The sequence below is a fragment of the Pseudoalteromonas sp. APC 3355 genome, assembly GCF_030407615.1.
GTDB classification, from domain to species: Bacteria; Pseudomonadota; Gammaproteobacteria; order Enterobacterales; family Alteromonadaceae; genus Pseudoalteromonas; species Pseudoalteromonas distincta.
In genome coordinates, this window is the sequence record NZ_JASDDB010000002.1 from 526,231 (window position 1) to 548,289 (window position 22,059).

Below are 22,059 nucleotides of genomic sequence, written 5' to 3' on the forward strand. Positions count from 1 at the left end.
TTTTTTATGCCTAAAATTTATATTATCAATATAAAAGCATAACAAAAATCACACGGTATCCTTTGGAGAATATTTTGAAACTACGCACACTCTCACAGTTAAGCCTAGCAATTGTCGCTGCACTATCTACCTCAGTAAATGCTGAAGAAGCCAAAACAACAGCAAAACAAGACGCGTTTGAAAAAATCGAGGTCACAGCTCGTAAACGTACAGAGAGCTTATTTGAATCTCCAACCGCTATCACATCAATTGGGGCGAACCTAATTGATAAAGCTAATATGAGTAATCTTGAAGATATTGGTAAATATGTTCCAAACTTAAACATCACCCGTTACGGTGTTGGTAATGCAGCACATGCGTCTGTATTTATTCGTGGTATTGGTCTGCAAGATCACATAATAACTACTGATCCAGGTGTAGGTGTATACTTAGATGGCGTTTATTTAGGTCGTCAAATGGGTTCTAATTTATCATTACCTAATGTTGAGCGTGTTGAAGTGCTTCGTGGTCCACAAGGTACTTTGTATGGTCGTAATACATTAGGTGGCGCTGTAAATGTAATTACAAAGCAACCTGGTGATGAAGGTATTGTAACTACTTCAGCTAAGCTGGGAAGTCGTGGACGTATTGCTGGTGATGTTTATTTTAATAACTCACTAAACGATGAACTAAGCATGTCTGCGAGTGCATCTTACAAAACACGTGATGGTGTTGGTGAAGCTGTTAATTTAGCAAATCCAGAGAAAGAAATTGGTGAGGAAGAAGAATTTAGTGGTCGTGTAGCCTTTAAATGGCAAGCGAACAGCGATTTAGCATTCACTTTTGCTTTAGATGGAGTTGATAACGAGTCAGGTCAATCGCCTTACACAATTGAATTAACTGACCCGCTAGATGCAAACGATGTGTTTAATGGCGACTTCCCATTATTGACTCAAGATTTAATTCCATCAGACCCTGATGATTTAGGTACAACCGTTGCAGGTATTGAATCAACTTCTTACTCAGGTTGGGGCACATCGTTCTCGGCTGATTGGGCAATTAACGATACTTATACTACTAAGTTTATCTCAAGCTACCGTACATCTGAGTATGAAGGTGGCCTAGATGACGATGCATCACCTTTAAACTTATCTGAGTTTCCAGAAGAGGGCGGAGCTGATCAGTACTCGTTTGAAATTCAACTAAATGCCACATTTGATAATATGGACTTTGTGTCAGGCCTTTACTTTTTTAATGAAGATGGCTTTACACGTTCAGGCCCATTTGTATTCAGCCCATTTAATACACCCAATGGCTTATTGAATGACGGAGTAACAGAATCATTTGGTGGTTACGGCGATTTTGAAATTAACCAAGAAACTAATTCTTACGCAGCCTACTTTAATGCAAGCTACGATTTAACTGACGATTTAACGGTAGGTGGTGGTCTTCGTTATTCAAAAGATGAAAAAGATGCAAATGCTATATTCCCATCATTTCCTACTCGTAAGTATGTAAGTGCAGATTTTGATGCAGTTACCTGGGATGTAAATGCATCTTATCAGCTTAGCAATAATATGAATGTGTATGGCCAGATTCAAAAAGGCTACCAAACAGGCGGTTTTCCACCGCGCCCATTTGGTGGACCAGACCAGTTTGTATCATTTGACGAAACGAAAGCGATTAACTACGAAATGGGTCTAAAAGGCCAAGTACACGAAAATGTATCTATGATGCTTGCGGTATTTGTGACTGATTACACTGATTTAGCATTACCGTTTTCAGACCCAACAGCAGGTGGCGGTTTCGTAACAATTGTAGAAAATGCGGGTCAGTCTAAAGCGCAAGGTATTGAGCTTGAAACAACCGTCGCTATTACTGATGACTTTACTATTCGCAGTGCAGTTGGTTATTTAGATTCTGAAATAACAGAAGTGGCTGAGGGTGTACAAGGTATAGGTAAAGGCGATTCACCAGCACTTACACCACGCTGGACTGTCATGGTTGCACCTTCTTACTTTATGGATTTAGAGAGCGGCGCAACACTTGCGTTTAATGCTAATTATTCGTACCGAAGCGAAATGCAAGGGCAATCAGTTTATAACCAAAGTGAGACCATTGATTCTCGTGAACTAGTTGGTTTTAATATTTCCTACACTAATCCATATGGCGATATGGAAATTACACTGTATGGTGAAAACGTTCTAAACGAAGTTTACGATGTTGGTCGTCTACAACAATCAGGTTTTGTTGGCGTAATGCGCAGTAATGATCGAAGTGAATTTGGTTTGAAATTCAAAAAAGATTTTGAGCTATAAACTAAAATCAAGTAAATGTAATTGAAGTTTATTTTGCATAATAAAGGCCGAATCATGCTGTGATTCGGCCTTTATGTATTCAATAGTAAGGTTATTATTTGCATCGTTTAAATTCCTAATTTTAATTGCTGATTTAAAACAATCCACATCCCCATTTTTGAGTCTTTGTATTAACTAAAATGCGCCTTTTTAGTTTGTGTAAAGGCTAGGTTGTTCGCTACAATGGCGCCTCTTAATTGCCAAACGGACTCTGTAATGAAAATTCTTGCCGATCAAAATATGCCTTTAGTTGAGCAGTACTTTGCAGACTTTGGTGAGGTTGAGCGTTTTGATGGTCGTAAATTAACGCCTGAACAATTAATAGATGTAGATGTTCTTCTTACTCGTTCGGTGACAAATGTTAATCATGAACTTTTGGTACAAGCTAACAAGTTGAGCTTTGTAGGTACTGCCACAATCGGCATTGACCATATTGATACGCAATTACTGCATGATAGAAATATTGCTTTTACAAGTGCACCTGGTTGTAATGCTGTTGCTGTAGCTGAATATGTAATTAGTAGCTTATTTGCATTAAGCCAAGAAAATGCGCGTCCATTGTGTGGTCAAACAATTGGTATTGTAGGGATGGGCAACATTGGTACATGTTTGGCGCAAAAATTAAAAGCATTAAACGTAGTTGTACTGCTGTGCGATCCGATTAAGCACGAACAAGGCTTATTACAAGAGCATGTAGCGCTTGATGAGTTATTAGAGCAGTCAGATGCTGTTACTTTTCACGTTCCCCTTGTTAAAAGTGGCGAGCATAAAACACTGCACATGATGGGTAAAGAGCGTTTAAAAGCACTTAAGCCAGGAACCACGCTAATTAATGCAAGCCGTGGCGATGTAATTGATAACCAAGCATTGCTTGAGGTAATGGAAGCTGGGGCTGATTTAGATTTAGTACTTGATGTATGGGAGAAAGAACCCAATATTTTAACTGAATTACTAGAGCATGTTCGTTACGCTAGTGTGCATATTGCAGGGCATACACTTGAGGGGAAAGCTCGTGGTACACAAATGTTGTATCAAAAACTGTGTCAGCTCAAAGGTGTTGAGGCGATTAAATCGTTGGATGATTTTTTACCAACACCAGCCGTTACAAATGCAACTGTTACGCAAAGCCTTAATGAGCAAGATATTGCTCGTTTAGTGCATTTAATTTATGACGTTCGCCGCGATGACGGAATATTACTTCGTCGTCTAGAGAGCGACGGTTTTGATAGTTTACGTAAAAACTATCCTATAAGGCGAGAATTTAGCACCTTATTTCTACAAGGTGATAGCCCACAACTAGCAGCACTTAGCCAGCTTGGCTTTAGCATAGCTGAATAATTATTTAACTAACGATGTTGTTTTAATGTCGTTTATAGAGGAAGAAATATGTCGCAAAAATATAACGTTGCCGTACTTGGCGCTACTGGTTTAGTAGGCCGTCAAATCATTGAAACGCTAGCAGATCGTAAGTTTCCTGTTGATCAGCTTTTTTTACTTGCTAGCAGCCGCAGCGCAGGTGAAGATATAAAGTTTCGTGGTGAGACCATTGAAGTACTTGACGTTGAAGGCTTTGACTTTAGCCAAGCGCATATAGGTTTGTTTTCTGCTGGTGGCAGTGTATCTGAAAAATATGCTCCTATTGCTGCTGATGCCGGCTGTATTGTAATCGATAATACATCGCACTTTAGAAATGATTTTGAAATCCCACTCGTGGTGCCAGAAGTTAATGCTTCAAGCCTAGCTGATTTTAGAAATCGTAATATTATTGCTAACCCTAACTGTTCAACTATTCAGATGATGTTAGCACTTAAACCAATTTATGATGCTTACGGAATAGACCGCATTAACGTATCTACTTACCAAGCTGTATCGGGTGCAGGTAAAGACGCGGTTGATGAACTTGCAAAGCAAACAGCTAATTTGATGAATGCACGCCCTATGGATAATAAAGTATTTCCAAAGCAAATTGCATTTAACGTTATTCCTCAAATTGATAGCTTTGAAGATAATGGCTATACGCGCGAAGAAATGAAAATGGTAAACGAGACTCATAAAATTTTGGGTGATACCACTATTGCAGTGAACCCAACGTGTGTACGTGTTCCCGTATTTTTTGGGCACTCAGAATCAATTAATATTGAAACGCGCATGCCTTATGACTTTGAACGCGTTAAGCAACTTTTAAAAGATGCGCCTGGTGTCGAGCTAATTGATGATGAAGGTGACTACCCAACAGCAGTGTCTGACGCTAGTGGTAACGATACTGTGTATATAGGTCGATTACGTGCTGATATTTCTCATCCTCATGGACTAAACATGTGGGTTGTAAGTGACAACACTCGTAAAGGTGCTGCAACTAATAGCATTCAAATTGCAGAAGAGCTTATTGCCAATTACATGTAATAGTTAATTGCGCTAAACATGCTTTTAAAGCGGTAAACAGTAGTTGTTTGCCGCTTTTTGTTTATATGGCTTGTCAAATTTTTGCCGTTTAATTTTAAAAATACAAAAACTGATTGATAACACTCAATAAATTAATATTTATAAAGATGTTTTAAGGCATTTATTTTCAAGGTGTTGCGATGGATATTACGCTCTAACTGGTTTATAGTTTGTAATTGGAATAGAGCTTGCAATAAAAATAGATTGTAATAATAAATGCGAGTCAGTCATTTGGCTGATAATAGCAATAATAAACAATATTTATGCACTTAAGTTTTAGGTGTTTTATTAATATTTAAATATTAAAGGATCAGCATGCGCGGTTTAGCTACACTTATTATATTAGCGTCTGCATTGATAGTAACGCCAGTTTACTCTCAGGACAGTACCCAATTAAAGGGGCCTAAAGGCGTTGACTATGGTGCGCAAGGGCGATCAATTGGGCCAATTAAACCAACTGATACGCTTTGGCGTATAGCAGCTAAAGTGCGCCCAGACAATTCTGTCAGTATTTATCAAGTTATGCAGGCTTTGTATAACAAAAATCCCGATTCATTTTTAGAACAAAATCTTAACCACATTCAAAATGGTGCCTATTTAAAAATCCCTACCTTAGCCGAAATAAAAGCTGTAAATACGCAGCTCGCAAAGCAACGCTCTGAGCAAGATGATGCATTATGGGAAAAGAAAAAAAATGGCACGCTTACACAAAGCGAAATTAACTCAGCGCAAACAAAAGTAACTCAAGCGCGTAAAATTGATGTAGACGATGCTAAAAAAGAGATACAGAAAGAATTAAATGAAATAAAAACAGAGCAAGGTACTAAGCTAGTTGAGTTACAACAACAGTTTAAAAGCTCAGTTAGTAATGTAGAAGAGATTTTAGTTGAAAATAATAATCTTAAAAAACAGTTATCAGGAATATCAAAAGAGCTCGAAAACTTACGTTTGCAATTAGGACAAGACAGCGAAATTCAAAATCAGTTAAAAGAACTCATTGTTAAACAAAACGAGATTATTGCCCAACAAAAAAAACAAGAAGTAATACCAAAAGAGTCATTTGATTTTGGCTCATTATTTTCAAATCCCATAGTACTGGGCTTGTTAATGTTTATTCCTGGGTTACTGATTATTTTTGCAATCGTTATGTTTTTACGCAAACGAGCAAGTAATCAAGAAGAGCCGCAAAACGATGATGACTTTTTACCACACACCCCAACCTATGCTGGCGATGATGATTTAGGCCCAAGCTTAAATGACGATCCAATTGTACCTGACCCTTTAGATGACTTGAGTGTTCAATTAGATGATAGTCTCGAAAGTGATATGTTGCCTAATGATGATTTAGACGACGGCTTAGATGATTTTTCTGGCGACGAAAATTTACTTGATCAGGATGAGCTCGAAAGCTTGCTAAGCGATGACATTGTTTTTGATGATGAAAATACCGATGACGATGATGAGCTCGATATTTTTATGCAGCAAGGGTTTGATCAACCTTCAGATGAAAACGCTGAAGATATAGATTTAGACTTATCTGATGACTCAATTAACAATGATGAAATCCTAACTAATGACGATTTAGATAGCTTGTTTGATGAAGACGATAGTCTACCTGAATTTGATGCACCGCAAACAAGCGAAGCTTTAGAGGATGACAGCTTAGAATCTCATGATGAAATGGCGGCTTTAAGTGAAGAGCTTGCAGATGAAGATAATTTTGATATAGATGAATTATTAGATCAAACATCAACAGAATTAGATACCTCAAATAACACTTCAGCTGAACTTGATACAAGCGACGATTTTGATTTAGACGATATAGATAGCTTAATTGATGAGGCGAATGACCCAAAAAGTGATGTGGTAGATGACTCACTTGATGCAGAGTTACTCGACGAAGATGAACTTCTAGAAGAAAGCGACGACTTTGATTTAGACGACATAGATAGCTTAATTGATGAGGCTGCAGTAGATACTGTAGATGATTCATTAGTTGAACAAAGCGATGATTTTGATTTAGACGACATAGATAACTTAATTGATGATGAAGTAAAAAATTCAGATGTAAGAGATTCAGAAATTGATAATGCATTGGCAGACTCAGTTGAGGATTTAGCAGATGCTCAAGAAGAATTAAATGTTGATGATATTGAGTCGCTTGCTTCATCATTAAATGAAGAACCTGAGCTTGACGATGAGCCTGAACTTGCAGAAGAACCTGAGCTTGAAGAAGAGCCTGAGCTTATAGAAGAGCCTGAGCTTTACGATGAGCCTGCGCTTGAAGAAGAGCCTGAGCTTGAAGAAGAGCCTGCGCTTTACGATGAGCCTGAGCTTGAAGAAGAGCCTGCGCTTGAAGAAGAGCCTGAACTTGAAGAAGAACCTGAACTTGAAGAAGAACCAGAGCTTGTAGAAGAACCCGAGCTTGTAGAAGAACCTGAGCCTAAAGAAGAGCCTGCGCTTGAAGAAGCCCCTGCGCTTGAAGAAGCCCCTGAGCTTGACGATGAACCTGAGCTTGTAGAAGAACCTGAGCTTGAAGAAGAGCCTGAGCTTGAAGAAGAGCCTGAGCTTGAAGAAGAGCCTAAGTTTGAAGAAGAGCCTGAGCTTGACGATGAGCCTGAACTTTACGATGAGCCTGATCTTTACGATGAGCCTGAGCTTGACGATGAGCCTGAACTTGAAGAAGAACCCGAGCTTGTAGAAGAACCTGAGCTTGTAGAAGAACCTGAGCTTGTAGAAGAACCTGAACTTATAGATGTAACGGTTGATGATTTTTCAGATACATCAGAGTCGCTTCTTGATCCAGAAGATGCGCTTGAAGAATATACAGATGATACTTTAAAGAGCGTTGATGAGCTTTTAAATGAGCTACAACAAGCGACGGATGATGACTATATAGAAACACCAGATTGGTCATTAGATGAGCTTGACGACGATCTTGAAGAAATAGAAGTAGATCTTGGTGACGATCCGTTAGCGGGCGACGATGACTCAGATCTTACAAAAGTTGAAGAGCAGCTTGATAGCGATCTTATAACGCCAAGTGAAGAGTTAGATGAATATCCTGAACTTGAATTAGATGATGATCATTCATTATTGGAGAATGAACCTTCGTTTGAGCCGCAAGAACCTAAAGAAAATGCACCGAGTGAAGAAAATGCATTATCACTTAGTCAAACAGAGAAAGATCTCGCAAATGCGCTTTCTGAAAATGCTAACTTAGATAGCTTAGAAGATGATTTTGATGATGAACTATTAATTGATAATGACTTCTCTGAATCAGAAGCTAAGGTTGAAGACGAGTCGTTTGATGATGATTTACTGCAAGAAATTAATGACGGAATTGATTTTGTTGAACCAGTTAGTATAGAAGAGGATACCAAACCTCTTAACCTTGATGAAGTTCAAGAAACACTAGAAAGTGAGTTGCCATTTACCCCCGAAGAATTACAAGGTGATAATTTAGACGGTGAGGCGCCGGGAGTCGCTTCCAGCCAAGCTGAGCAGGACTTATCAAATGCGCTTTCTGAAAATACTGATTTAGATAGTTTAGAAGACGATTTTGATGATGAAATTTTAATTGAAGACGATTTTTCTGACTTAGATGTCGAGTTTGACGAAGATATTTTAGAGCAAGCGCTAACTGATGAGTTATCAGACGAGCAGCAAGAGCAAACAAATGCAGAGCGCGAAGCACAGTTAACAAACTCAGATGAAGCAGGTAGCACTGATATTAGCTCTGACGATGAACTTGATGAAGAGTTTATGTCAAATTTGACGCAAACTGATTTTGATTCATTACTTAGTGAGTTAGCGGAGCCTGAAGAATTAAGTGCTGAGGATAGCAGTGAATTTGATGTCGACTTTGACAGCTTGCTAAAAGAAGACTTAGAGGAAGATGACTCATTAACTACAAAAGAGCCACTTGTTGAAAGTAGTGATATTGAGCAACTTGATAATGATGAATTTGTAGATATAGATTCATTATTAGAAGAAAGTGAAGAGGCTGAACTTGAACACGAACCTTACACCGACGTTAATATGGATGTCGGTTTGAGTGAGTTTGATGCATTACTTGCTGGTGATAACCCAACCGATGTTGATGCTGAAAGTGGTGGCTACTCAGCTAAACTAGATTTAGCGCGTGCTTATATTGAAATTGATGATTTTGATTCTGCGCTCAAGGTCATTGAGGATGTCATCAACAAAGGCCCAGAAGAAGTTCAAGAAGAGGCACTTAGTTTAAAAGCGAAACTAAAATAACAAATTGTTTTAAAAAACCCTTAATTGGTTATTCTAATTAAGGGTTTTTTTATGGAAGTTAGTTTAATTATACAAGGAAAAGCAACGCATTAATGAAGCGAATTTTATAGTATGTAATTGTTATAAAAGAATAATTTACATCGTGATTATTAAATTATTTGATTCATTAAAATGATCATGTTTTTAATAAAAAGGGTATTACCGCACACCTCCTTTTATTGCGTCGAGAGATAGCATAAAATGCCGTGTTCATTAGCACAGTAGGTAAAGCAGTAATTATGCGAGTAGCACTTGGAGTTGAATACAACGGCGTACGCTATAGTGGGTGGCAACGTCAATCACATGTAAATAGCGTACAACAAGAAGTAGAAAAGGCATTGTCGCGTATTTGTAATCACCCAGTTGAAGTAGTATGTGCGGGGCGAACTGATGCGGGTGTGCACGGTACAGGTCAAATAATACATTTTGAAACTGAAGCTTCGCGTGACATGGTCGCATTTACAATGGGTATGAATACCTTATTGCCTAAAGATATTGCTATTCGCTTTGCACAACCAGTTGCTGTCGATTTTCATGCTCGTTTTAGTGCAACCGCTCGCCGATACCGCTATATTATTTATAACTCTCCTTTTCGAGGAGCAGTGTTAAGCGAAGGGGTTACGCATTTTCATCACCCATTAGATGAAGTTAAAATGCAGGAAGCCTGTCAGTATTTGATCGGGACACACGATTTTACATCTTTTCGAGCGATCCATTGTCAAGCGAATACACCGACTCGCACTATTCATCATTTATCGGTACAGCGCCAAGGGTGTTACGTTATTATTGATATTAAGGCGAATGCGTTCTTACATCACATGGTGCGTAATATAACGGGGAGCTTGATGGATATTGGCATACATAAGCAACAGCCTATTTGGTTGAAAGAATTACTTGATTGTAAAGAGCGTGCTAAAGCAAGTGCTACAGCTAAAGCTGCAGGTTTATACTTAGTTGATGTCGATTATCCTGAAGAGTTTAATATTCCTAAAATGCCTTTAGGTCCATTGTTTTTACCTGACGCTGAAATTTAGTTATGGTTGTCGTTAGTACTTTTTATGAACACTTTTAACTACTAAGACCAGTTTTTTATACCGCGTTAGTGTAATTCATGTTTTAATTGAAAAAATTTGTCTGCTAATTGCTATTGGCAGGCTCGCGACACAGAACAGCATTAAGAGAGTTGCAAATGAGTTGGCTAGAAAAAATCTTACCTAAAACGACAAAATCATCAGGTCGTAAAGAAATCCCAGAAGGTGTTTGGGCTAAGTGCACATCGTGTGATTCAATTTTATATAAAGCTGAATTAGAAAAGTCATTAAACGTATGTCCTAAGTGTGACCACCACATGCGTGTTAGTGGCCGTAAGCGCCTGGAGCACTTTTTAGATGAAGGTGACCGTCAAGAGCTTGGCACACAACATGAGCCTAAAGACATTCTTAAGTTTAAAGATTCTAAAAAATACTCTGATCGTATCAGTGCAGCCCAAAAAGCAAGTGGTGAAAAAGATGCACTTGTAGCTATGAAAGGCCGATTAAAAGGCATTCCAGTTGCAGCAGTAGCATTTGAGTTCTCATTTATGGGTGGCTCAATGGCTTCTGTTGTTGGCGCTCGCTTTGTTGATGCTGTTGATCAATGTTTAGAGCATAACATGCCGCTTATTTGTTTTTCTGCATCAGGCGGTGCACGCATGCAAGAAGCGCTTATGTCGCTTATGCAAATGGCTAAAACAAGTGCTGCACTTGCAAAAATGACTGAAAAAGGTCTTCCGTTTATTTCAGTCATGACTGACCCAACTATGGGTGGTGTATCTGCATCGCTTGCTATGCTGGGCGATATTAACGTTGCAGAACCTAAAGCGTTAATTGGTTTTGCAGGTCCTCGTGTTATTGAGCAAACAGTTCGCGAAACATTACCTGAAGGCTTTCAGCGTAGTGAATTTTTGCTTGAACACGGTGCAATTGACATGATTATTGACCGCCGTGAAATGCGCGATACCCTTGCACGCATTTTAGCTAAATTTATGAACTTGCCTTCTACGGAACAAGAGCATAGAGTAGCGTAAATTTCAGCTTTACTGATTACACGCTATGACAAAAAAAATTCCTAGCCAATCATCAAGCCTTGATGATTGGCTTTTTTATTTAGAAAGTGTTCACCCAGCTAACATTGCTATGGGCTTAGAACGAGTTGCTAATGTTGCTAACAATATTGGCCTGTTAAACACTCCAAGTAAAATTATTCTTATTGCCGGTACAAACGGTAAGGGCACCACAGCACGCTGCTTAGAGTCGCTATTGCTAGCGCAAGGTTTCAGTGTGGGTACTTACGCATCTCCACATTTAATTCGTTATAACGAGCGTGTACGAGTTAATGGGGAAGAATTGGCAGACCAATTTCATATAGATGCTTTTCACCAGCTTGAGCAAGGCCGTAAAGACACTGCTCTGACTTATTTTGAATATGGTACTTTGGGGGCGTTGGCAATTTTTAAACGCTGTAACGTCGATTATGTATTACTAGAGGTTGGTTTAGGTGGGCGCTTTGACGCCACAAATATAGTCACTCCCTTTGCAAGCGTGATCACCACTATAGACTTAGACCATAAAGAGTACTTAGGTGATACCCGTGAGTTAGTGGCTTATGATAAAGCCGGTATTTTTCGTGAAAATACGCCCGCTATTATAGGGGATTTAAATATTCCTCACACAATGACTGATTACGGCAAAGAAATTAATGCCAACATGACGCTGTCGGGCAGTGACTTTATTTTTAAAGAAAATGCTGAGAGCTTTAATTGGCAATATAAAGAACATAATCTTGAAATAGATAAGCCTGCAATACCGTGTCAAAATGCAGCTACCGCATTAACTACGCTAAGTGTTTTAAACTTATTACCTAGTGAATCAATTATACGAAGTTGTTTAGCTAATTTAGTTGTCGAAGGGCGCTTTCAACAGTTAAGTGTTGAGCCTTTAGTCTTTACCGACGTAGCACACAACCCTGAGTCGGCGCGTTATTTAGCCAATAAGTTATCAAGCTATAAAGATAAAGGCTTTAAAATTCATGCATTAGCCGCTATGCTTGCTGATAAAGATAAAGCGGGTGTACTTAAAGAAGTAAGTCACTTGGTCGATGAGTGGTCATTAGCGAGCTTAAGTGGCCCGCGAGGCGATACTGCAAGTAATTTACAAAATGCACTGCAGGAATTGTCTCATAATAATACTATCAATAGCTATGATAGTGTGGCACAAGCACTGAATGTAATTTTACCAGAACAACAAAGTGATACTATGTTGATTATATTTGGTTCATTTTTTACAGTTGCTGGCGCTATTAATTACTTTAAAAAATAGAGAGGATGTCGGTGAACTCAAGTTTTATTAATCGCTTAGTCGGAACAAGTATAGTGGTGATCGCAGCAATTGTGTTTATCCCTAATATACTCGATGGCGAAAAAGTGCATTATAAAGAAGGCTTTAAAGCGATCCCAGACCGCCCTGAGTTCAAAACAATCGATCTTCAAGAGTCAATTGATGAAAATATGGCTAATGCTGAGCCACTAAAGCAAGATGAAATTGAAGACATTCAAGCTGACGATGAAGCTTTTGAGCAGCAAAGCGCGATGGATGAGAGTGATTACGCTGTGGAAGATAAAGTTGTTGAAGCAACTATAGAACCCAAAGCTACACCAATTACAAAAGCGCCTGTTCAAGCTAAGCCAGAGCCAATTGCACCACGTAAAAGTGATGAAAACCTAACGAGTATGGCCTATGTTATTCAATTAGGTAGTTTTTCACATGTTGCAAACGTTAAAGCATTACAGGCTAAATTAAAGGCTGAAGGGTTTAAAACGTTTACTAAACCGATTAAAACCCCAAATGGGACACTAACCAAAGTATTTGTTGGTCCTTCGCTTGATAAAAGTGAATTACAACAGCAGCTCCCCCAGCTCAAAGAGCTTACTAAATTAAATGGTAAAGTTACGCAGTACGAAGTAACAAAATAATTTTAAAAAGGCTTGTATAACAAGCCTTTTTTTATTTATTTATATTTTTTTTATCATTATCTTTATCTCACAATACCTAGACTAGAATGTTAATTTTTTGTATTAACTACAACCCAGTAATCTCCCGTTTAAACTTGCATACTAACGATGTTTGGGTATAGAATGCGCCCCAAATTAGCGACTAATTGGTTCTTATGATCTGGGTTGATTACGCCATTATTGGCATCATTGTATTGTCTACCATCATCGGTTTAATACGCGGCTTTGTAAAAGAAGCAATGTCATTAGCGGTATGGGCTGGCGCCTTTATCATCTCTAGCTTATTTTACCAATATTTAGCTTCCTTCCTAACAACCATTTCTGAACCCCTTTTAAGAAATGCGGCGGCCATAGCCATATTATTCTTTGCGACGCTACTGTTAGGCGGTTTACTAAACTACATTTTAGGTGAACTTGTACATCGTACTGGTTTATCGGGTACCGACCGTGTCTTTGGCATAGTGTTTGGTGCTCTACGAGGCGTGTTGGTCGTGAGCGCGTTACTCTTCTTTCTTGATGCTTTTACTGGTGCACCCAATACGCACTGGTGGGGCAATTCTATTTTGATTCCAGAGTTTGGCTTTGTTGTTGAATGGTTCTTTTCGTACCTAGAAAACAACTCGAGCTTTTTAAATTCAGTAAACCGTTAATCGGCGAGGATAAATTACATGTGTGGTATCGTTGGAATAGTCGGAACATCCCCTGTCAATCAGGCGATTTATGATGGCTTAACTGTTTTGCAGCACCGTGGTCAAGATGCCGCGGGTATCATTACCATTGAGAATAATACGTTCAGCTTACGCAAAGCAAATGGCTTAGTGAAAGATGCCTTTCACACTCGTCATATGAAACGACTACAAGGTACGATTGGTCTTGGCCATGTACGCTATCCTACAGCAGGGTCTTCAAGCTCATCTGAAGCACAGCCTTTTTATGTTAACTCACCGTTTGGTATAGCACTTGCCCATAATGGCAACCTTACTAATGCAGAAGCTTTAAAAGAGCAGTTATTCTCAGAAGCACGTCGTCATGTAAATACAACATCTGATTCAGAAATCTTACTCAACATCATGGCACATGAACTAAGTAAATCTGATAAATTACATTTAGACCCTGAAGATATATTTACTGCGGTAACCGAGGTAAATAATAAAGTAAGCGGTGGTTATGCAACAATTGCTATGATCATTGGTCACGGTATTGTTGCTTTTCGCGACCCTAATGGTATCCGTCCACTTGTATTTGGTAAACGTGAGACTGCAAAAGGCACTGAGTACATGTTCGCCTCAGAAAGCGTTGCGTTAAAACCGGACGGCTTTGAGTTTGTACGTGACGTTGCCCCTGGTGAAGCTATATATGTTACAGAAGAAGGTGAATTTCATTCACTTAGTTGTGCAGATAAAGCATCTTACTCGCCGTGTATTTTTGAATTTGTTTATTTTGCTCGACCTGATTCAACAATAGACCGTATGTCTGTGTACGCAACACGCGTAAACATGGGCACAAAACTAGGTGAAAAAATTGCACGCGAATGGGCTGATAAAGACATTGATGTAGTTATCCCAATCCCAGAAACTTCATGCGATGTAGCACTGGAAATTGCACGTGTGCTTGATTTACCGTATCGTCAAGGTTTTGTTAAAAACCGTTATATCGGTCGTACATTTATCATGCCTGGCCAAGAGATGCGTAAAAAATCAGTGCGTCAAAAGCTAAATGCAATTGATCGCGAGTTTAAAGGTAAAAACGTATTATTGGTTGATGACTCAATTGTTCGTGGTACAACATCAGCACAAATTGTTGAAATGGCTCGAGAGTCTGGTGCTAAAAATGTTTACTTTGCATCCGCAGCGCCTGAAATACGCTTCCCTAATGTGTACGGTATTGATATGCCTTCAGCAGCAGAGCTTATTGCTCACGGACGTGAAGTTGAAGATATTAATGCAAGTATTGGCTCTGACGGTTTAATCTTTCAATCGTTAAAAGATTTAATAGCTGCGGTTAGCCAAGAAAATCCTGAAATTACTAAGTTCGAAACCTCAGTATTTGATGGGCAATATATTACAGGCGATATTGATCAAAACTATTTAAACCGTATTGATGAGCTACGTAACGATTCAGCAAAAAGCACCCGCGAAAGTGCGATGTCTTCAAGTTTAGAGATTCACAACCAAGACGAAAACGAAGCTGATTAATAATTAGTTAATAAAAAGTCGTTACATAAAAAAAGGAGCTAATTAGCTCCTTTTTTGCGAAGGAAAGAAAGGGAACATTTCTATCAAACACGACTCTTTATTAGCTAAACTTTATTAAGTAAACATTGGACTAACAATCCCATTTGTCCAAAGCATAGCTGTTACAGCTAAAATAATAACTAGTAATATTAATCCACACGTTACAACCGAGCTGGCATAAATAAAGCCACGCTCTTGTGGAATATGCATAAGTATTGGTACGCCGGTATAAAGTAAGTAGACCGAGTAAGCTAGTGCAATAATTCCAATACACACTACAAACCAAAGTACAGGCCAAAAGGCGGCAAGCGCCGACATAAACACAGGTGTTGCAGTATAAGCTGCAAGTTCAAGTGTTTGTGTAAATGTAGGCTTAGAGCCAAATGTAACGGCCATCCAATGAGCCAAATACGCCAATGCAAAAACACCCGCTATTAAAGCAAAATACATTGCAACTGCAATTAATAGCGCACTATCGTGCGTTAAAAATACAGGATTGCCTGCGCCTATACTCCATCCTAAATAAACAGATGAGTAATAACCCATTATTGAAGGAAACAAAGCAATCAGTAAAATATGCGACAAACTATAGGTTAAACTTTCATGGCGATTATCTATTGTTTGCCATTCTTCAAGTGGGTGAGCATAAATGCCCCAGAGGTGATTTAATATCATAGTGCTTACTCCATAAAAGGAACGTATTACTGTTTTGGTTGGTTTATTTTTATACAGTCTATGTACAGTTATGGTTCACTTATTTTGCAAAGTCAAGTTAACTCACTATTAACATTTTTGCACAGGTTAGGGCTTTGATTTATCCCAAACAAAATTTCGTGTTAAAATAATGGCATATCAAATTTATTTAGTAATGAGCAGTCAACGTGCCACATAGCCAACTTTTAGAGCCGATCAATAACTTTTTAGTGTGTACAACCCCACAGCAGTGGGTGGAGCAGGCAATTAAAAAAGAGAACTTATCAGTAATCTTAATCGATCACTTAATTTGTGAGTTAAAAGCGGCTCAAAGTGCGATGTTTTTAATACGTAAATACGCTGTTGATAAAGAGGGCAGTGATGCCTTACTCGAGTGGCTAAAGCCATTTGAAACGCTTATTTATAAGCGTGAAGGAAACTGGCGTGATCTCGCCGCTAAAAATAAGCTAACTAAATCAATAATTCCTAAATCTAATTCGCCATATGGACAAGATTTAATTGATAAAATGGTATTGTTGATAAAAGAAGAGTTGCATCATTTTTACCAAGTGCTCGAAATTATGGACGAGTACGGTGTAGAGTACCAAAGCATTACACCATGTCGTTATGCAAAAGGCATGCTTCGTCATGTTAAAACGTTTGAGCCAAACGCCCTTGTTGATAAATTAATTGTAGGCGCTTACATTGAGGCGCGTTCGTGTGAGCGTTTCGCAAAGCTTGCGCCGCATGTTGACAAACGTTTAGGTGATTTTTATATTTCGCTGCTGCGCTCTGAAGCCCGTCATTACCAAGATTATCTAACTTTAGCGCAAGAAATTGCTGATTTTGATATTACCGAACGAGTTAAAGAATTTGGCGAGATTGAAGCCGAATTAATTTCATCACAGGATGAAGATTTTAAGTTTCATAGTGGCCTGCCAATAGCATAAAGCTAATTTTCTTTTAAAAAATTAATGTATTCAGCTGTTTTTTGATTGCTGAAATTGTGTTTTTTCATGATTTCAGCAATGCTTCCGTTTTCAATTATTATATCAATCCCTCTATTAAATTTTTGTAAGTACTCTTTTGCCCTGTAATTTGATTTAGAGACAACTAAATATAGTTTATGAGAAGCAAGATCTGGCAATAAGTACTCAATTTTATTCTTATCTAAATCAACTTCGTTATTATGCTCGAGCCAATACTTCCCTACTTCTTTAGTGCCTGCGACCAAATCGATACGACCTTGTTGTAGCAGGTATAAACTTGTAGGAAGGCTTTTAGTAGATGTTATTGCCAGCTCAGTACTTCTTGTAAACTCTTGGCTTACAAAGGCATTATCTTCCGTACCAATACTATAAGGTGTTAATGATTGGACTGTACCATCGAAATTAATAGCACTCTCTTTGCGTTTAAAAATTCCTGAATGAGCAACTGCAAGTGGGCGAGAGTAGTAAAAAACTTCATTTCTTTTTAATGAATAAAAAGCGCCTAAAATAGCTGTTTTTCTCTTTTTTTCTAATAGCTTTAGGGCGCGGTCCCATGTCGTAAACTCGGCTTCGCTATTAATCCCTTGAGTTTTAAGGGCTGATTGAGTGATTTCGTATAACCAACCGTTATCAGGAAGGTTTTCGCTAAAATAGGGAGGGTAGTTTTCAGTAACAATTTGCCATGTTTGCTCGCTAAATACTTTGGTAGGAATGGCAATTACTACGATGAAAATTAACAGCTTAATCATTAAACCTCTCACTATTATTCAAATATATAGTTAAATAATAGTCAGGATTTTAAATTATGCGAAAGGCGTGCTAATTAATTCTTGTGATTGAGGGGTAACGACTAAATAAGAGCCTTGGGTATACCAGTCACCTAGCACTGTACGAGTAAGCGTTTGTTCATTAACTTTATAGGTATGAACATTAGGGCGGTGAGTATGACCATGAATCATATTAGTAACGTTATGTTTGGCAAAGGTGGCAAGCACGGCTTCATCTACAACGTCTAAAATTTCGATAGGTTTATCAGCTTGGCTCAACTTACTTTTTTCACGGGCATTACGCGCTATTTTTTTACGATACCAAAGTGGCATTGCAAGCATTAATTTTGGCCACCACCAACCACGGCTTTTTTTACGAAATTTTTGATACTCAGTATCTTGAGTACACATTTCGTCGCCATGTAAAATAACGGTAGGCGTACCATATAAATCAATGACTGTTTGTTCATCGAGTAAAGTCATTGCGGCCATGTCTGCATATTGCTTGCGCATGATGAAATCACGATTGCCATGTATAAAATAAACAGGTGTCCCTCCATCATTAACTGCGCTTAAATGCTTTGCTACATCGGCACTCAGCGCTGTAATGTAGTCATCTCCAACCCATACTTCAAAAAAATCACCCAAGATATAAAGTGCATCTACATCTTTATTTAGTATATGCGTATTTAAAAAGTCAAAAAATGCAGCGCTAATGTCGGGGCGGTTTTCGCTTAGGTGTAAATCTGCAATAAAGTAAGTTTGGCGAGTCATAGGTCAGTCTTTTCGATATAAATAAAGCGGGCGTATACACATTGCGTAAATGCCCGCTGATACTCCACATTACGTGGGTAAACTTACTATTAGCTAACAGTAACGCTTTCGATGATCACATCTTCAAGAGGCACGTCTTGGTGAAAACCAGTACTACCTGTTGCTACGCCTTTTATTTTATTTACTACGTCCATGCCTTCTACTACTTCAGCAAAAACACAGTAACCCCAGCCTTGCGATGTTTCGCTGCTGTGGTTTAAAAAGTCATTGTTGTTCACGTTAATGAAAAACTGCGCTGTAGCTGAATGAGGATCAGGCGTACGCGCCATTGCTAAAGTACCTATCTTGTTAGATAGGCCATTATTAGCTTCATTTTTAATTGGGTCGTTAACTTCTTTTTGTTCCATACCTGGTACAAAACCACCGCCTTGAACCATAAAACCATCGATTACACGATGAAAGATAGTGCCGTTGAAAAAATCAGCATTTGCATACTCTAAAAAGTTTTTAACTGTGTTTGGAGCTTCTTGCTCAAACATTTTAATGGTGATGTCACCAAAATTGGTGTGTAGAACAACCATGTGTTTTCCTATATCTGGTTTAAATATTGGCGCTATTTTATCGTAGTTGGCTAAGATTAACAAAGTAGATGTTTGGTTTGTTATAAAGCGCTAGAGCAGGGGCTTTTCAAGTGGTAACATAACTGTTCAAGTAAATAGTCAAGGACTCAAGGTAAATGGTAAATATATACAACACACTCACGCGACAAAAAGAGCAATTTAAACCTATGGTCGAAGGAAAAATCGACATGTATGTGTGTGGTATCACCATTTATGATTACTGCCATATTGGACACGCTCGTACTTTTGTTGGTTTTGACGTTATTGTGCGCTACTTACGTCATATTGGTTACGATTTAAAATATGTACGTAACATTACAGATATCGACGATAAAATAATTAAACGCGCAAATGAAAATGGTGAGTCAATAAACGATTTAACTGTGCGCATGACTAAAGCGATGCATGAAGATTTTGATAGCCTAAATATGCTACGCCCAGATATTGAACCAACAGTTACAAGCCATATGGATGAAATCATCGCTATGGTTAAGCGCTTGATTGAAAAAGGCCATGCCTATGTTGCAGCTGATGGCGATGTTTTGTTTGATGTATCAACGTTTGAGCAATACGGTGCGCTTTCTCAGCAAGATTTAACTATGTTGCAATCAGGTTCTCGCGTAGAAGTGGCTCAAGATAAAGACGATCCACTTGATTTTGTGTTATGGAAAAAAGCCAAAGCAGGTGAGCCATCATGGTCATCACCGTGGGGTGAAGGGCGTCCTGGTTGGCATATTGAATGTTCGGCAATGAGCTCAAAACACTTAGGAGAGCATTTTGATATTCACGGTGGCGGGTCTGATTTACAGTTTCCACATCATGAAAACGAAATTGCCCAGTCGTGCTGTGCAAACAACGGCAAGTATGTAAATACATGGATACATACTGGCATGGTGCAAGTAAATAAAGAAAAAATGTCTAAGTCGTTAGATAACTTTTTTACTGTGCGTGAAGTTTTAAAAGCATACGATGCCGAATCTGTTCGTTACTTTTTAATTTCAGGGCATTACCGCAGCCAATTAAATTACTCGCAAGAGAATTTAGACCAAGCGCGTTCATCACTTGAACGCATTTATACAGCGCTTCGTGATGTCGTACCGGTAGAATGCGATTTAGAAGGCAATGAGTTTGTTGCTAAATTTAGAAAAGCAATGAATGACGACTTTAATACACCAGAAGCACTACCTGTGTTGTTCGAACTTGCTAAAGAATTAAACCGCGTAAAAGAAAGTGACGCAGGTCAAGCTGGCAAGTTAGCGTTTATACTGCGTAGCCTTGGTGAAGTGTTAGGCGTTGCTCAACAAGCACCGGAAGCTTTTTTACAAGGTGGGCAAGATGACGACGAAGTTGCGACAATTGAAGCATTAATTGTAAAACGTAATGAAGCACGTGCTAGTAAGGACTGGGCTGCTGCTGATGAAGCTCGCGATGCACTTAATGCATTAGGTGTAATACTTGAAGATTCAGCTGGTAAAACAACGTGGCGTAAAGCGTAAGCGTTTAAAGTAATTCAGGTCAAACTAAAAAAGGGTTGCCAAATGGCAACCCTTTTTTGATTTTTTAAACAGCTTAGCTGTGATACTTTTCACACGCTTCAAGTGTATTTTCAATTAAGCTTGCGACAGTCATCGGGCCAACGCCACCTGGTACAGGTGTAATAAAATGCGCTTTTTGTTCGGCCACACTGTATTGAACATCACCGACTAATTTACCCGTATCTAAGCGGTTAATGCCCACATCGATAACAATAGCGCCTTCTTTTATCCAATCTCCCGGTATAAATTCAGGTTTACCGACAGCCACAACTAATAAGTCAGCGCGGCGAACATGTGTTTCTAAGTCTTGAGTAAACTTATGACATACAGTGGTAGTACAACCTGCTAATAAAAGCTCTAACGACATTGGACGACCAACAATATTTGACGCGCCAACGACAACTGCATGCATCCCTTTATAACGTACACCCGTTGAATCCAGTAATGTAATAATACCTTTAGGCGTACATGGGCGAAGGGCAGGCATACGCTGTGCTAATCGACCAATGTTATATGGATGAAATCCATCAACATCTTTATGTGGGGTAATACGTTCTAAAATCTTTTCAGCATCAAGACCTTTTGGCAGTGGTAACTGCACTAAAATTCCATCAACTTCGGCATCATTATTTAGCTCGTCAATTAAATCTAAAAGAGTTTGCTCTTGTGTGTCTGCTGGTAAATCAAATGATTTAGAGATAAAACCTACTTCTTCACAGGCTTTACGTTTTGAACCAACATAAACTTGGCTTGCTGGATCAAGTCCTACAAGTACTACTGCAAGTCCTGGTGCACGTAAACCATTTGCTACACGTTCACTTACGCGTTCTGCTACAGCGCTACGTACTTGTTTTGCGATTGCCTTACCATCAATGATGTTTGCCGTCATGGGTGACCTTTAATTGGGGTTAATTAACTAGATACCGATACTCTAAAAACGAATGCATAATAAAATAGGGGTAAAAATGCTAATAAAGAAAAATACGCTCTTTATTTAACTCGTTTTATAATGTGCCTGCTATTTTCGCAGAAAAGCATAGCAGCGCCAAGTTGCTTTTAAGGTATATAACGTTTGAGCTGTTAAATAGTTTAAAATTCAGCCGACTATTGTAATATTTAACCATTGTGCACTAAAAATGAGCACTTGATTGGTTTTCTTAAAAAAACGTTTGACCTAACCCCGTCAAATCACTATTATGCACCCCGTTGTCAACGAGGTCACTCGCTAGCAATAATAAGTTTCGGCGATTAGCGCAGTTTGGTAGCGCACTTGGTTTGGGTCCAAGGGGTCGCAGGTTCAAATCCTGCATCGCCGACCA

Annotated in this window: 17 protein-coding genes and 1 tRNA gene; 13 read left to right on the plus strand and 5 right to left on the minus strand. The window is 38.8% G+C overall.

Annotation, left to right across the window (positions count from 1 at the left end; translation table 11 throughout):
• Window positions 1–74 precede the first annotated feature (74 nt).
• The 10 genes from QMA08_RS05605 to purF all read left to right on the plus strand — a co-directional run bounded on the left by QMA08_RS05605 (window position 75) and on the right by purF (window position 15,323).
• A complete protein-coding gene (locus tag QMA08_RS05605) occupies window positions 75–2,297 on the plus strand; it encodes a TonB-dependent receptor (protein WP_290173878.1) in 2,223 nt (740 codons plus the stop codon).
• Window positions 2,298–2,552: 255 nt separating this feature from the next.
• Complete coding sequence (locus tag QMA08_RS05610; protein ID WP_290173879.1) at window positions 2,553–3,674, plus strand: 4-phosphoerythronate dehydrogenase; 1,122 nt, start codon at window positions 2,553–2,555, stop codon at window positions 3,672–3,674.
• 48 nt (window positions 3,675–3,722) lie between these two features.
• A complete protein-coding gene (locus QMA08_RS05615) occupies window positions 3,723–4,739 on the plus strand; it encodes an aspartate-semialdehyde dehydrogenase (RefSeq protein ID WP_290173881.1) in 1,017 nt (338 codons plus the stop codon).
• Window positions 4,740–5,093: 354 nt separating this feature from the next.
• Window positions 5,094–9,041, plus strand: coding sequence for a FimV/HubP family polar landmark protein (locus QMA08_RS05620; protein ID WP_290173883.1), 3,948 nt, complete (start codon window positions 5,094–5,096; stop codon window positions 9,039–9,041).
• Window positions 9,042–9,319: 278 nt separating this feature from the next.
• On the plus strand, window positions 9,320–10,114 hold the full coding sequence (gene truA / locus QMA08_RS05625; protein ID WP_002958360.1) for a tRNA pseudouridine(38-40) synthase TruA: 795 nt from the start codon (window positions 9,320–9,322) through the stop codon (window positions 10,112–10,114).
• 155 nt (window positions 10,115–10,269) lie between these two features.
• Window positions 10,270–11,145 (plus strand): acetyl-CoA carboxylase, carboxyltransferase subunit beta, encoded by an 876-nt coding sequence (gene accD / locus QMA08_RS05630; RefSeq protein ID WP_007376856.1) that lies wholly within the window; start codon window positions 10,270–10,272, stop codon window positions 11,143–11,145.
• 25 nt (window positions 11,146–11,170) lie between these two features.
• A complete protein-coding gene (gene folC, locus QMA08_RS05635; RefSeq protein WP_290173886.1) occupies window positions 11,171–12,436 on the plus strand; it encodes a bifunctional tetrahydrofolate synthase/dihydrofolate synthase in 1,266 nt (421 codons plus the stop codon).
• A gap of 11 nt (window positions 12,437–12,447) precedes the next feature.
• The gene (locus QMA08_RS05640) at window positions 12,448–13,089 is read left to right on the plus strand and encodes an SPOR domain-containing protein (protein ID WP_290173888.1); all 642 of its coding nucleotides are present in this window, start codon (window positions 12,448–12,450) and stop codon (window positions 13,087–13,089) included.
• A 194-nt stretch (window positions 13,090–13,283) separates the two neighbouring features.
• Window positions 13,284–13,778 carry a CvpA family protein gene (locus QMA08_RS05645; RefSeq protein WP_002958356.1) on the plus strand — a complete coding sequence of 165 codons (495 nt, stop codon included), beginning with the start codon at window positions 13,284–13,286 and terminating at the stop codon, window positions 13,776–13,778.
• 18 nt (window positions 13,779–13,796) lie between these two features.
• Window positions 13,797–15,323, plus strand: coding sequence for an amidophosphoribosyltransferase (gene purF, locus QMA08_RS05650; protein WP_024596369.1), 1,527 nt, complete (start codon window positions 13,797–13,799; stop codon window positions 15,321–15,323).
• 114 nt (window positions 15,324–15,437) lie between these two features.
• Here the strand turns inward: purF and QMA08_RS05655 are convergent, their stop codons facing one another.
• Window positions 15,438–16,037: a Yip1 family protein gene (locus QMA08_RS05655; protein ID WP_193226651.1), complete on the minus strand. Its 600-nt coding sequence runs from the start codon at window positions 16,035–16,037 to the stop codon at window positions 15,438–15,440.
• A 206-nt stretch (window positions 16,038–16,243) separates the two neighbouring features.
• Between QMA08_RS05655 and miaE the strand changes: the two genes are divergently transcribed.
• Window positions 16,244–17,005 (plus strand): tRNA isopentenyl-2-thiomethyl-A-37 hydroxylase MiaE, encoded by a 762-nt coding sequence (miaE, locus tag QMA08_RS05660; protein ID WP_029752263.1) that lies wholly within the window; start codon window positions 16,244–16,246, stop codon window positions 17,003–17,005.
• 2 nt (window positions 17,006–17,007) lie between these two features.
• On the opposite strand, the gene QMA08_RS05665 is transcribed toward miaE, so the two are convergent.
• The 3 genes from QMA08_RS05665 to QMA08_RS05675 form a co-directional block, all read right to left on the minus strand.
• Complete coding sequence (locus tag QMA08_RS05665) at window positions 17,008–17,793, minus strand: transporter substrate-binding domain-containing protein (RefSeq protein ID WP_193226652.1); 786 nt, start codon at window positions 17,791–17,793, stop codon at window positions 17,008–17,010.
• A gap of 54 nt (window positions 17,794–17,847) precedes the next feature.
• Window positions 17,848–18,585: a UDP-2,3-diacylglucosamine diphosphatase gene (locus tag QMA08_RS05670; RefSeq protein WP_002958351.1), complete on the minus strand. Its 738-nt coding sequence runs from the start codon at window positions 18,583–18,585 to the stop codon at window positions 17,848–17,850.
• A gap of 89 nt (window positions 18,586–18,674) precedes the next feature.
• Window positions 18,675–19,166, minus strand: a complete 492-nt coding sequence (locus tag QMA08_RS05675; RefSeq protein ID WP_002958350.1) for a peptidylprolyl isomerase — start codon at window positions 19,164–19,166, stop codon at window positions 18,675–18,677.
• Between the two features lie 155 nt (window positions 19,167–19,321).
• Here QMA08_RS05675 and cysS point away from each other — a divergent pair, with 155 nt between their 5' ends.
• Window positions 19,322–20,701, plus strand: coding sequence for a cysteine--tRNA ligase (gene cysS, locus QMA08_RS05680; RefSeq protein WP_039484435.1), 1,380 nt, complete (start codon window positions 19,322–19,324; stop codon window positions 20,699–20,701).
• 73 nt (window positions 20,702–20,774) lie between these two features.
• On the opposite strand, the gene folD is transcribed toward cysS, so the two are convergent.
• Window positions 20,775–21,629 carry a bifunctional methylenetetrahydrofolate dehydrogenase/methenyltetrahydrofolate cyclohydrolase FolD gene (gene folD, locus QMA08_RS05685; protein ID WP_002958348.1) on the minus strand — a complete coding sequence of 285 codons (855 nt, stop codon included), beginning with the start codon at window positions 21,627–21,629 and terminating at the stop codon, window positions 20,775–20,777.
• Between the two features lie 353 nt (window positions 21,630–21,982).
• On the opposite strand from folD, the gene QMA08_RS05690 reads away from it, so the two are divergent.
• Window positions 21,983–22,059 (plus strand) — tRNA-Pro (locus QMA08_RS05690).

Bases quoted from the DNA above. Each gene is read 5' to 3' on its own strand.
- QMA08_RS05610 (WP_290173879.1), top strand. From the start codon at position 2,553: ATGAAAATTCTTGCCGATCAAAATATGCCTTTAGTTGAGCAGTACTTT.
- QMA08_RS05615 (WP_290173881.1), top strand. From the start codon at position 3,723: ATGTCGCAAAAATATAACGTTGCCGTACTTGGCGCTACTGGTTTAGTA.
- QMA08_RS05620 (WP_290173883.1), top strand. From the start codon at position 5,094: ATGCGCGGTTTAGCTACACTTATTATATTAGCGTCTGCATTGATAGTA.
- truA (WP_002958360.1), top strand. From the start codon at position 9,320: ATGCGAGTAGCACTTGGAGTTGAATACAACGGCGTACGCTATAGTGGG.
- accD (WP_007376856.1), top strand. From the start codon at position 10,270: ATGAGTTGGCTAGAAAAAATCTTACCTAAAACGACAAAATCATCAGGT.
- folC (WP_290173886.1), top strand. From the start codon at position 11,171: ATGACAAAAAAAATTCCTAGCCAATCATCAAGCCTTGATGATTGGCTT.
- QMA08_RS05645 (WP_002958356.1), top strand. From the start codon at position 13,284: ATGATCTGGGTTGATTACGCCATTATTGGCATCATTGTATTGTCTACC.
- purF (WP_024596369.1), top strand. From the start codon at position 13,797: ATGTGTGGTATCGTTGGAATAGTCGGAACATCCCCTGTCAATCAGGCG.
- QMA08_RS05655 (WP_193226651.1), bottom strand. From the start codon at position 16,037: ATGATATTAAATCACCTCTGGGGCATTTATGCTCACCCACTTGAAGAA.
- QMA08_RS05665 (WP_193226652.1), bottom strand. From the start codon at position 17,793: ATGATTAAGCTGTTAATTTTCATCGTAGTAATTGCCATTCCTACCAAA.
- QMA08_RS05670 (WP_002958351.1), bottom strand. From the start codon at position 18,585: ATGACTCGCCAAACTTACTTTATTGCAGATTTACACCTAAGCGAAAAC.
- QMA08_RS05675 (WP_002958350.1), bottom strand. From the start codon at position 19,166: ATGGTTGTTCTACACACCAATTTTGGTGACATCACCATTAAAATGTTT.
- cysS (WP_039484435.1), top strand. From the start codon at position 19,322: ATGGTAAATATATACAACACACTCACGCGACAAAAAGAGCAATTTAAA.
- folD (WP_002958348.1), bottom strand. From the start codon at position 21,629: ATGACGGCAAACATCATTGATGGTAAGGCAATCGCAAAACAAGTACGT.